This window comes from Paenibacillus bouchesdurhonensis, from assembly GCF_900155685.1.
GTDB lineage: Bacteria > Bacillota > Bacilli > Paenibacillales > Paenibacillaceae > Fontibacillus > Fontibacillus bouchesdurhonensis.
The window spans coordinates 564589-576694 of the sequence record NZ_LT732548.1 but is presented as its reverse complement, the minus strand read 5'-3'; the positions used below and the strand labels follow the sequence as shown (position 1 = coordinate 576694).

General features: G+C 50.9%; 10 protein-coding genes. All 10 read right to left on the bottom strand.

The genetic code is table 11. From position 1 onward, the window contains the following. On the bottom strand, positions 1-396 hold a 396-nt coding region (locus CZ379_RS06930), incomplete at its 3' end, for an L-threonylcarbamoyladenylate synthase (RefSeq protein WP_234404847.1). A gap of 196 nt (positions 397-592) precedes the next feature. Further along, complete coding sequence (gene spoIIR, locus CZ379_RS06925) at positions 593-1357, bottom strand: stage II sporulation protein R (protein WP_110930991.1); 765 nt, start codon at positions 1355-1357, stop codon at positions 593-595. A 251-nt stretch (positions 1358-1608) separates the two neighbouring features. Further along, entirely contained in the window at positions 1609-2793 is a 1185-nt protein-coding gene (locus tag CZ379_RS06920; RefSeq protein ID WP_110930990.1) for an FtsW/RodA/SpoVE family cell cycle protein, read from the bottom strand. A gap of 147 nt (positions 2794-2940) precedes the next feature. Further along, positions 2941-3801 carry a MurR/RpiR family transcriptional regulator gene (locus tag CZ379_RS06915; RefSeq protein WP_110930989.1) on the bottom strand — a complete coding sequence of 287 codons (861 nt, stop codon included), beginning with the start codon at positions 3799-3801 and terminating at the stop codon, positions 2941-2943. A 103-nt stretch (positions 3802-3904) separates the two neighbouring features. Beyond that, complete coding sequence (locus CZ379_RS06910) at positions 3905-4558, bottom strand: hypothetical protein (RefSeq protein ID WP_110930988.1); 654 nt, start codon at positions 4556-4558, stop codon at positions 3905-3907. Positions 4559-4645: 87 nt separating this feature from the next. Further along, the gene (locus CZ379_RS06905; RefSeq protein WP_110930987.1) at positions 4646-6793 is read right to left on the bottom strand and encodes a hydantoinase/oxoprolinase family protein; all 2148 of its coding nucleotides are present in this window, start codon (positions 6791-6793) and stop codon (positions 4646-4648) included. Between the two features lie 59 nt (positions 6794-6852). Then, complete coding sequence (locus CZ379_RS06900; protein WP_234404846.1) at positions 6853-8145, bottom strand: transporter permease; 1293 nt, start codon at positions 8143-8145, stop codon at positions 6853-6855. A 51-nt stretch (positions 8146-8196) separates the two neighbouring features. Continuing rightward, positions 8197-9555 (bottom strand): FAD-dependent oxidoreductase, encoded by a 1359-nt coding sequence (locus CZ379_RS06895; protein ID WP_110930986.1) that lies wholly within the window; start codon positions 9553-9555, stop codon positions 8197-8199. A 212-nt stretch (positions 9556-9767) separates the two neighbouring features. Then, entirely contained in the window at positions 9768-10664 is an 897-nt protein-coding gene (gene prmC, locus CZ379_RS06890; protein WP_110930985.1) for a peptide chain release factor N(5)-glutamine methyltransferase, read from the bottom strand. A 4-nt stretch (positions 10665-10668) separates the two neighbouring features. Further along, positions 10669-11736 carry a peptide chain release factor 1 gene (gene prfA, locus CZ379_RS06885; protein ID WP_110930984.1) on the bottom strand — a complete coding sequence of 356 codons (1068 nt, stop codon included), beginning with the start codon at positions 11734-11736 and terminating at the stop codon, positions 10669-10671. Positions 11737-12106: the final 370 nt, after the last annotated feature.

Here is a 12106-nt window from a genome sequence, read left to right as displayed (position 1 = left end):
CGCCGTCACACGCGGCGAGACGGCGCCAGGGGCCGCTGGCAGCACCAGCGTCAGCGGCCCCGGCCAATAAGCCTCCATGAGCGCGCGCGCGGTCTCGTTCACCTCAGTGACGAGACCGTCCAGCTGCTTCATGTCGGCAATATGCACGATCAGCGGATTGTCGGAAGGCCGCCCTTTGGCGGCAAAAATAGCCTCCACCGCTGTCGTGCTCCGAGCATCCGCACCGAGGCCATACACCGTCTCGGTCGGAAAAGCGACCGTTCCCCCAGACGCCAGCACCGCTGCCGCCTCCGCGATCGCCTCCCCACTGTCCGGATGCTCAACGTCCCACCAGCGAGTTTTACTTGCATCCGCACTGTCCTTCATCGATTTTCCACCCTGATCATAGTCGTTCATTCGCATCCACTCTAACTTTCATCTATAGTTGCATATCATCGTAATTCCAGAATTCATCCTGCATGCCTCTCCTATTATAACCCAACCTATGCAGCGCAAAAAGCTTGTCCTGCCAACATAACCCAACCTCCCCGGTTATTTGACGGCATGACAAGCCTTCGACTTTCATGTAATTCATGCAAATAGTTATTTATGGTTATTTAAACAAGCCTATAATCCAATCCCACAAGCCGGACAGCATATCCCATAAAAAGAAGCGAACCTCGGCTTCCTCCTGCTGCGCCTGTACCTGCACCTGAACGGCCCCATCATTGGCGCCTGCGCCTATGCCTGCCCCCGCGCCAGCCCCTTCCGCATGAGCAGCGTCCGCGCTGCCAGCAGCATTCTTGCCACCATCTGCCGTAACGGCAGCTGCACTTTTAAGATCAGCCTGGCTCCTGTTCTTTGCCAGAGCTTCACCGCTGCCGGCATCGACGAAGCAAAGCGGCGGAAACAGCACGCACCACCAATTTTTGCCCTCGCCTTTTCCCAAAGTTACGCGCAGCGCTTCGTAATCGCCAGCCGGATAAACCGCACCTCCGTACATTTTCGTCGGAAAAGGCACAACCCCTAGCTCCACTTTGTACGTATAGCTTTTTCCGCTTTTCTCAAGCGTGCGCTTCACCGTATCTTCTACTAATGCAAGATTGCTCTCTATAATCTGCCGAGCTTCCGCCAAGCTCAGCGGATTCTCAAGCCGCTGAACCCATCCGTTCATCTGCTCAACGATGGCGTCGCGAACCTGCCGTTTGATCGCTTGATCACCGGGTCGATCCGAATTGGCCAATATTCGCAGCCGAATCGATTCCCCCGGAATAGAGCCGCTGATAGCAGCCGCATCGCTTTTCTGCCCTTCCCATGACATCAATAAGATCATTAAACTGCAAATGATAAGTGCAATACCGCGGAATTGCTGCTTCATTGCCGCTTCCCCCTCTACAAAACTACTGATGTCTATCAGTATGTCCGTTTAAGAGAAACGTAAACCTATCAATTCGCCTCTTTAAAAATCAAACCGCTCAAGTCAAACTAGCGCTAATCTAGCAACAGGGACTGACAACGACAGACTGCCCATGCTAGAGTTCCCCTGCTGTCAATCGATGATTGTCTATTCCCGCTGCCCGTCAACGCCCATCTCGGGTTCAATTAATTCTACCCACCCGATTCGCTGGTCTATTGCGACCTAACCGAAGCATAGCGCGAGGTCGTTAAAGGCTGATCTTCCTCCGCCTCTTTGCCGTGAATAAGAATACTCATCGCCACCCCGATGCTCGCCATGTTGATCATCAGGGACGTGCCTCCATAACTGATAAATGGAAGAGTAATCCCCGTCAACGGCATGAGGCCAATAAACATCCCAATATTCTCAAAAATCTGATACAGCAGCATCGCCACGATCCCGACGATAAGAAGAGGCCCGGAGCGATCGCGGCAATCCAGTGAAATTAGAATAAGCCTGTGAATGAGCACAAAATACAGCAGCAGCAGAACCGAGCAGCCAATAAAGCCGAATTCCTCGGCAATGACGACGAAGATCGAATCCGAATACGTCAGGGGCACCAGGTCGGCCTGCACATTGGCGCCCTGCATGAACCCTTCTCCCGTCATCCCGCCTGTAGCGATGGCCAGCTTGGCGTTCCTCGTATGATAAATTGCCTTATCCGTCGCCATTTCAGGCATAAGCCAAGGATCGATCCGCTCAATCCAGTGCTCTCTTCCGATGCTTTCGAAAAAACCATATACCTGCTCATAATATATTTTGTACGCGCTGATCCCTCCGATGAGCGAACCTGCAAAAATAGCCAGGGCGATCAACGCATGCGTATATTTGATATTCCCAATCCAGAGCATTCCCGCCAGGATCACAAGATAGCTAAGCGCGTTCCCCAAGTCGTTCTGAGCCATCACCGCAACAAACGGAATGAAGGTCAATAGGCAGATCGGGACAATGTCCCGCCAAAACAGCAGCCCTGTTTTTCGCTTGCGAACAAGCAGAAATCCGAGAAAGATGACGAGAATTAATTTAAAGAACTCCGCGGGCTGGAAGCTGACCCCTCCCGGCAAGGTCATCCAGCCTGTCGCATTATGATACGTATTCCCGATGAACATAACCACGACAAGCAAACTCAGCCCGAACAAATAAATATATATCGCATGTTTTATTAACAGGCGGAAGTCCAGCAAGGAGACGAGAAAAAATACGATAAAGCCCAAAATGTAATATTTCAGCATTTGAAGGTGATAACCGCTATATTTTGTATCGGATGTTGCGCTGTAAAGAACTGCAATACTGATACCCATGAGGATTAGCAAAATAAACACGATCGTAAAGTCAATTTTCTTAAGCTTGTTAAGCATTTGCTGTCCTCCTGCCCCAAATGATGAACTTAATAAAAATCACTCCTTCATCATTGTAAGTAAAAGTCTGGGCAAAGTCTATCCGGGAACGCCAAGAAAGGGCGCTTTGCAGACCTCCCTTGCGTCTACAAAGTGCCCTCTCTTGGACTATAGGAAATAATTGGTAATGGATTGACCTTGAGCCAATACCGCTTCACTATCCAGCTTCTTTTTCAAGTAGGACTTGTCGGAGGAAATGAAGACACTCATAATCAAATCCACGACGAACAAGAACGTGATATGGTTTGACATTAAAGCACTGTTATTCACGGATATTTTATCCGGGACAATAATATCGACATCCGCATTTTCCGTAATCGGTGAAGAATCATAGCAGGTTATTGCGATCGTCTTCACCTGATTCACCTGAGCCATCGACACCGCATCGACGATCTCATTTGTCGACCCCGAGCGCGAGAAAGCAATGACTACATCTTGGGAGGTGCACTGGGAGGCTGCTATCCGCATCGCTCTGCTATCACTGATCGCCTCGGACATGATGCCGATAATAGACAAGCGATTCTTTAGCGCAATAGCCGCCAAATAAGAGTCGAACAGCCCGAATATAAAGATCCTGCGTGCGTTCTTCAGAACATCCACCACGCGTTTGAGCTGCTCCTCCGTAATAAGCGCCGAAGTATTTACAATCAGCTCATTATAATCAAGCGCGAGCGCGTCAATCGGATTGATCTCACGCCGCTCTTTCTTCTTCGCCTGCATTTCCCGGTAAAAAGAGTCCTGGGCAAAGGCTATTTTGAAATCATTGAAGCCTTTAAAGCCTACCTTTTTACAGAAACGGTTAATACTTGTCTCCGACACGCCGATCTCATTAGCAATAGCCGTGATCGTATTGCGAGTAATGAACTCCGGATTATGGATGACAAAATTAGCAATCTGATTCTCTCCAAATGTCAGCTTTTGCGTTTGCGATACGATCTTTGCAATGACTGCAGGAACTTGTGAAGACATGCTACCTCCTCCTGATCTAACGATGGATAATGCTATCCGGTATCCCCGCTAGCATCCTTCATTATATCATACCGAGTAAGGTATTAAGAGTACCGAAAGTAAATTATAACCAACCCTGCCATTCTTCCATACTTTGCTGAAATTGTTCCAGCGGCATCGCCTGGGTCTTAATCAGGTATGCATAGTCCAGCAAATTCGGCAGGTAGGGAAGCCCGATCAATTCCTTGCAGAAGGCATGCGCCGCAATTTCGCTGCATTTTACGACACTGGATCGTTTTGTATAGAAGCCCAGTCTCAGAACTTCTATCGGCTCCAGCAATTCATTGGTGAACCGCCCCGCCTTATATTCGAGGTAATGATAGAATTCATGCGCCAAATGGATATCGATGAGCCGATCCATATCCGGGCTCTCCTCATGCCCCAGGATAGTCTCCAGAGCCTGCTGCATTTCTGATAAGGAAGAGGAATATACGATGATTTCCGGGGGATTCTTTGCAAAGTCAATCTGGGCCCGAAAGGATACATGATGGAATTTGCCGGACTTGCCCGAAATTTCATACCTCAACCCTTCACGCTGGCACAACGCTTTTATTGAACCGCCAGTGTAGTTCCCGGCCATTTGCTTTCCCCTGTCCAGTGAAGCCCTGACATAGTACGGAATTCTATCCTTAGGGATTTTATGAAACAAAGGATCCTGCGCTAGCTCCGCACAAGCCAGCACCTCATCAGAAAGAGCGTCTATCGCTTCCTGCAGCATGGCTCCATCCCCTTCCTATATGATACGCGATTCTACGATAAGCTTTCTATTGGACGCGGCGGTTAGCACACGACAAGCATAAGCCTCCTATTGATATGCGACGACGATGAGTTCATCTCCCGCTGCCAGCATCTCGGTCTCGATCTCCAAAATCGACATCAGCTGCTCCTTCGTCTGCATCCCCGTTAAATCCAGCATCTTCTCCTTATAGAAAACAAATACTTTAGGCAGTGTCGCATTGGCATCGGAATAGATCGTATTTTCGTCTAGGAAATGACTGAGTTCCCCTCCAAACTGGGATTTGGCGATTTTCGTAAAATGGACATTCCCTTTTTTGAAGCGTACGACACCCTCACGATCCAGCACGCTCGCATAGGTCGATCTCTTCTTCAGCAAGCCGAAAAATGATTTCTTCACGCTCTCGCTGCTGAAAAGGCTCCATCTTCCGGTTTGTGCAGCCAGCTTCGTGGATTCCAGCGGCTGGTCTACCGATTTGGCCGCAATGACGCGCATGTCCGCTTCAGCCATGGCATCCTGCCCTAAATCCTTGGAGCGGAGCTCCGTCGAGCCCGTCGCAACTGCACGTAGGATATTTTTCTGGCTGTCAATTTCAATCGTAACCTCAACGGTATCTTCATTGGCTCCAGACTTCACGATCCGCTCCACAATATCGGCACGAATCCGTTTAATATCATCCTCCGTCGGATTGACGATGGTTCTCTCAAGCTGCTCCTTCACCATGGCCAAAGCTACGCCGATTGTCGATATATACGGAGCATTGCTTGCGATTTTGCATTTCATGTTCTCCCGCTCCGCCATGGCCGGAATGAGAACCGTCCCGCTCCCGCCCCCGCCGACCAGGGTTGTAAAGGAGCGATCCAATTCATAATCCTCGATCATTTCATTGACCGTCTTCATCGTCTTGTCGATCGCGATATTCATCACCTGTCTTGCCGCTTCCTCGACCGTTAAGCCGACATGAGAGGCGAGCGCTTCCCAAGCCTTGATAGCCGCTTCCGTATTCCCCTGGGCATAGTCCCCCTCGGGAATGTATCCGAGAATATTTGCCGCTCCTGCCAGGGTATAAGAATATTCCTGCCCATTTTCGCATTCACAAATGATATATTCCTGCGGATCTCCCTCCCTGGGACTAAGGAATTTTACTTTAGGGTTCACGATCTGATCACTAGGCGCAAACGACTCATATTCTTTGCCGGCAATATGGGCGCTTCGCGGCCCGACATCGGTAATTTTGCCATCTACCACTTTGATCATGCTGCCCCCGGCGATTCCCAGGGTACGCACATCCAGCGATTGCAAATACGTTCGATGCCCGCCAACCTGGGCATTCTTGATCATGACCTTCCCGTTTTTGATCACGGAAATATCCACGCTTGTCCCGCCGACCTCAAAGAAAATCCCGTCCGAAATTTTCTCATACATCAAGGCTCCGGCAACGCCTGCCGCAAGGCCGGAAAGCATCGTAAGAATCGGCCGTTTCCGCACCTCATCAATGCTCATCACACCGCCATCGCAGCGCATAATCATCAGCTGGGATTGGATGCTCGCATTCTTGACGGATTTCTCGGTCATGTTGGCGGTCTCCATCATTTTCGGAATGAGGGAGGCGTTGACGACAGCGGTTCTGGTACGAGTCTTTAGTCCGTATAGCTGGGATATTTCATGACCACCGGTAGCATAAATCCCTTTCCTGTTCGCGATTTCGACGACACGGAGCTCATTCGTCGGGTCATCCACGCTATATGCCTCGGAAGCGACAATAACCTCTGCCCCTTGCTTGGAGAGCTCATCGATCGCCGCAGCAATCTGTTCCTCCTTCAAATCCTTGGAATCCAGATACGTATGATAAGTCTTTAAAAATTTGCCTGGTGCGAGCTCGATATCACCCGGATTCGATTCTGAGCGAGCGCTGATCCCGTCGAGTCCCGAGCCCATGCCGATAATGCCTACCCTGGCTACATCACCCTCCAGCAGCGCATTCGTCGCCTGGGTCGTTCCATGGGCGATGAAGGCCACATCCTCCGGCAAAATACCCCGGCTTTCCAAAATCTGATTCAAAATTTGAACGATCCCCTTCGCCACGCCATCCTCGTCGTGGTGAGTGGTCGGAATTTTCATTTTCTCAATAACTTCAAACGTTTCATTGTCTATAACAGCAGCATCGGTAAACGTACCCCCGACATCGATCCCAACTCTAACCTTTCTTCTCTCCATATTCTCCTCCTGGAATGACGGGCGGAGGCAAGGCTCCCCGCCCGGGCTAATCTCTACAATTAGAAGACCATGAATGACCCGAAAATCATGGAAATGAGTACAGCAACCATCATCCAAGGCAGCGTCTTTTTCAATATTTCGTTAATATCGCTCTTCGTAAAATCAGCAACCCATACGTTGTGCGAGTTCGTCGGATCCGATACCGCCTGAACGTTACTTACGACACGCAGAGCCAGCATAGCCGCCACCGGGGTCATTCCCGCAGTGACGAACAGGGCGGCAATCCCGCTGCCGAGTCCCCACACATTCAGAGGCCCGCGATAAATCGCTAGAGGCGATAACAGGGTGAAGAAAATAATATACATCAACGGACTGCTTGGAAGCACGCTCTCAATCAGCGGCGAAATGAGCGATGCCACCTGCGGAGCCATAACGGAATTCAGCAAAATACCGATACCGATCATCAGGGCCATAGCTCCCGCCACATCTTGAATACCTTCTACAAGGGCACTGGAAAGCACATGAATAGGTCGTTTCGGCAAGGTCAACAGAATCGTTACAAGTGCTCCGATAATAACAGCCGGTACGATATCAATCTTGAACGCAAAGACAAGGATAACCGGAACGAGCGGGCTAATCAGGGCAAAGGCGGGAACCTTCTTGCCCTCCCCTCCGCTAGCGGTCGGCATCGCCCACGCTTTGCGGCCTTTGCCGTCTTTTTTGATATAGAAAACAATCATGGCCAAAGAGACGATAATTAATGGCAGTGCGGCAACGAGCGTGTAATCCGCAATCGTCTGAACAGAAAGACCAAGCACGTCTACATATACAGCCCAGTTCGACACGTTGAACAAGGCGCCTACTCCAACGGCTGAAATAACGACGATGGAGGCGACGAACTGGGATATTCCGGCGGTCAGCATAATCGGAATAACAATGGTACCGACCAGAATAACCATGCCCAGGCCACCCGCTGCCGAGAAAATAATAGAAGCAGTAACAAAGAACAGAATGGCAATCATGACTGGCTTATCCCCGGCAAGCTCTGCAGCTTTCCGGATAATCGATTTCGTAATGCCCACCTTATTGAGAATTTGCCCGAACCAGGCACCAAACACCAGACCCGCGATGGCCCCCGACAGTCGCATCGAGCCAGCGGATAAAATGGTCTTAGCGATTGAGGTTGCTTCCGGATCATTCGATATCCATGGAACCCCGGCAATTACCGCGAACAGAATCGCCATGGCCGGTAAAGCTAGAATCGTCGGAAGCTTCCTTGTCATCATTAGCCCTACGAATACTAGGAAGACGACTAGAATTCCAATAGCTTGAAACCACATCAAAGATGTCACTGTAATTTCCCCTCTCGAATTAGATGCATCTTTACTTCAATTTGCACTTTTTTAAACCTCCAGATAGGCTCCTTGCTCTTTCAGCACTTTCTGCACTTTCTTGATGTCTACATCCTGAACCGGTATCCCCTGCTTAGCCGCCATCGCTGCAGCTACGCCTCCAGCATGGCCAATCGCTCCCGTGGTAGGTGTTGTTCTCATCGCGGATTGAGCTTCAAATGTTGCCGAAATACACCGGCCAATGACAATGAGGTTCTCGACCGACTCCGTAATCATGCAGGAATACGGTATGCTGTACATGCCGCCCCATTCCAGCTTCTGATGCTTCGTTCCCTCTCCGTCCGGACTATGGATATCGATCGGGTATCCCGAATGGGCGATCGTGTCCTCAAATTTCCGCTGCTCCAGAAGATCCTCCGTCGTCAGCGTATAAACTCCTTTGATCTGTCTCGAGCCCCTCACGCCTATGGAAGGCCCCGTCGATTCTACGACAGCATTCTCGAAGCCGGGAACATATTTATGTAAAAATAACTCCAGTTCCCGACACTGCTTGCGGCCTTCCATCTCCGCCTTGCTTAAGCTGTACGCATCCGTCGCGTCATGGCCTAGAATCCGGGTCGTATTCATTATCACCTCGCCTGGATTGTTCGTCTCAAAGAATAAAATATTCTCCCGCGGAATCGAGATTTCTCCCTTCGCCTTCGCCTCCTTGAACAGGCTATCGAAGCCGCCTACCGACAAACGCGGTGATTTCTCGATGATCGAGGTGTCGCCGTTATACAGCGGGAAATCCTCGGGATGCTCGTGGATATATTGCTTCACTCGCGGAATATCCACGTTGTACATCTTCATTTTTAGCGTCATCGGCTGTGTAGCTCCATCCGATTCCCGGCCGACCGTGTACTCGGCTCCTGCTCCGGCGGATAAATCGCCGTCCCCCGTAGCATCGATGAATATACGGGCACGAATTTCGCTGAGTCCTGATTTATTGCATACTGTAATGCCGGTAATTTTTCCGTCTTCCGTCTTCACCCCAGCCAGCATCGTATGATAAAGAATTTCGCCGCCGTTTTCGACTACCATCAATTCCAGCTCATGCTTCATCGCCTCTGCATCAAATGGTGTAACGGAATACGTAAAGCCTACCGTATCAAGAATATGGCCTGGCGATTTACCCAGCTTCTGAAGGCGCTCAATGAGCTGATTCGTAAACCCTTGAATCGCCAGCTTCTCGCCCGCATGAAACGTCATCATCGGCCCTACCCCGTTTGCGGTAAGCGTTCCTCCCAAGAAGCCATGCGATTCAATGATCAATGTCCTCGCGCCTGTACTGGAAGCAGCTATCGCCGCCATGGCGCCTGAAATGCCGCCGCCCACGACAACCACATCAAATTGTTGTGTATTTTCCATTTCCAAACTCCTCTCCCCAGATAAGAATTATTCACTTCCTAATCCTAGGCTAACAAAAAAAACGATGCCTGTAAATGCTTTCAGGAAAATAATTTTCTAAATTTCCGGATTTATAGTAAATCATTTTCGAACAAAAAAATCCTCGTCCGGTTTCAACAGGCTTCACACCCGTTATTCCGTCCGAGGAACTTACTCTCTCCACGTTACCCTATTTATCTTAAAAAAGCCGCGATACCTAACACATGCCGATCAATCCCCGCCAAATCCGGGATTGTGACAATTTCCTGCCAATGTCCCGCTGCACGCAGCAGGTCGGCTACATCAGCTGCCTGCCCCATCCCGAGCTCAAAGCCGATCAAGCGGGGCGGCTGCGGAAGCAGCGATAGCTGCGCCATCATCTCGCGGTATGGCGCCAAGCCGTCCGGGCCTCCGTCGAGCGCGGTGCGCGGCTCATAGTCGCGCACCTCCGACTGAAGGCCCGCGATCACATCCGCCGGAATATACGGCGGATTGGACACCACAATGTCCAGCGGCTCGCCCGCAAACGGTTCAAGCAGGTTGCCCTGCTTGAACGCTACGTCCAGGCCGAGCCGCCGGACATTGCCCTGCGCCACCGCCAGCGCGTCCGGCGAGATATCGCTCGCCGCCACGCGCCACCCCGGGCGCAGATGCTTTAGGGCAGCGGCAATCGCGCCGCTGCCGGTGCCGATGTCGGCGGCGTACGGCGCGCCGACTGTGAGGCGATCGGCAAGCTGCACGATCGCCTCCACGAGCAGCTCCGTTTCCGGCCGGGGAATCAGCACAGCCGGCGTGACCTGCAAGGTCAAGCCGTAAAACTCCTGTTCCCCGATAATGTACTGCGCTGGCTCGCCCGCCGCTTTGCGGCGGATCACTTCCTCCCACGCCTCCTTCTTGTCGCGCGGGAAAGGATCACGCAGCGCCGCTAAATAAGCGGCGCCCTCCAGACCCAGCACATGCCGAATCAATAGCTCGGCATTCGAGTCCGGCTCCTGCACGCCCGCCGCCGCTAAAAAAGAAGAAGCCTCTCTGCGGGCTTCCGAAATATTATGCTTGTCAGATAGGGTAAAGCTTACGCCGTCTCTGTTCAAAGCGTTATTCTCCTTTTTCCATCAATTCGGCCTGCTCGGCTATAGTCAGCGCGGACACGAACTCCTCGATATCCCCATTCATTACTTGATCGAGCTTATGGATTGTCAAGCCAATCCGGTGATCCGTCACCCGGCTTTGCGGAAAGTTGTACGTCCGAATCCGCTCACTGCGGTCGCCCGTTCCTACCTTGCTCTTCCGCTCACCGGCGTACTTCGCCTCTTCCTCTTGACGCATTGCGTCGGAAATACGAGCGCGCAGTACCTGCAGCGCCTTCTCCTTATTGGAGTTCTGCGATTTTCCGTCCTGGCATGTTGCCACGATTCCCGTCGGAAGATGCGTCACCCGCACCGCCGATTTCGTCGTGTTGACGGACTGCCCTCCGGCACCGCTCGAACAGAACGTATCGACGCGGATGTCTTTATCGAGAATCTCAACGTCGACTTCCTCGGCTTCCGGCATCACTGCAACCGTTGAAGTGGAAGTATGGATACGACCGCCCGACTCCGTTGCAGGAATACGCTGTACGCGATGCGCACCGCTTTCGTATTTCATTTTGCTGTATGCGCCGCGGCCATTAATCATGAAAATAATCTCCTTGAAGCCGCCGAGATCGCTCTCGTTGACGTCCATGACATCCACTTTCCAGCCATGGTTATCCGCAAAGCGCGTATACATGCGATACAGGTCAGCAGCAAACAAAGCCGCCTCGTCGCCGCCTGCGGCACCGCGAATTTCCACGATAACGTTCTTGTCATCGTTAGGATCCTTGGGCAGCAGCAGGATGCGGATCGTCTCTTCCAGCTCTTGCTGGCGCGCAGACAGCTCCTCGATTTCCATCTTAACCATTTCGCGCATTTCATCGTCCAGCTTCTCGGCTTGCATCGCTTTTGCCGCTTCTAGCTCTTCGATAACTTTCTTATATTCGGTATAAGCCTCATAAGCAGGCTGTAAATCCGATTGTTCCTTGGAATAATCCCTTAATTTCTTCGTGTCACTCGCCACATCCGGATCGCAGAGCAATTCGCTCAATTTCTCATAGCGATCAGCCAGGGATTGAAGTCGATCTAACAAGGGAAGCCACCTCTCTTTACATGGAAGTTTCCTGAAAATAGCCGTCCCTCAACGTTCAGCACATTAAGAGCAAACGACTGTTTATTATATCATAACTTCCCGCATTTGAACAGCCCTGACCAGACCTGGCTTCCCACTTTCTAATCCTAGTCCATATTCCACTTTTTGCCTTTAATTTAATGAATCTATTTGTACTTTCTATTTCTCTTACTGTTACTGTTACTATTACTGTTATTGTTGTTATTGTTGTTGTTGTTACTGTTGTTACTGTTGTTGCTGTTGTTGCTGTTGTTGCTGTTTGTTGCTGTTGTTGCTGCTGCTGTTGTTACCGTTTCTGTTTCTGTTTCTATTTCTATTACTGTTACCGTTA

Excerpts from the sequence above, each read along its gene's own strand:
- CZ379_RS06915 (WP_110930989.1), bottom strand. The coding sequence starts at position 3,801 with ATGTCTTCACAAGTTCCTGCAGTCATTGCAAAGATCGTATCGCAAACG.
- CZ379_RS06920 (WP_110930990.1), bottom strand. The coding sequence starts at position 2,793 with ATGCTTAACAAGCTTAAGAAAATTGACTTTACGATCGTGTTTATTTTG.
- CZ379_RS06895 (WP_110930986.1), bottom strand. The coding sequence starts at position 9,555 with ATGGAAAATACACAACAATTTGATGTGGTTGTCGTGGGCGGCGGCATT.
- CZ379_RS06905 (WP_110930987.1), bottom strand. The coding sequence starts at position 6,793 with ATGGAGAGAAGAAAGGTTAGAGTTGGGATCGATGTCGGGGGTACGTTT.
- spoIIR (WP_110930991.1), bottom strand. The coding sequence starts at position 1,357 with ATGAAGCAGCAATTCCGCGGTATTGCACTTATCATTTGCAGTTTAATG.
- CZ379_RS06910 (WP_110930988.1), bottom strand. The coding sequence starts at position 4,558 with ATGCTGCAGGAAGCGATAGACGCTCTTTCTGATGAGGTGCTGGCTTGT.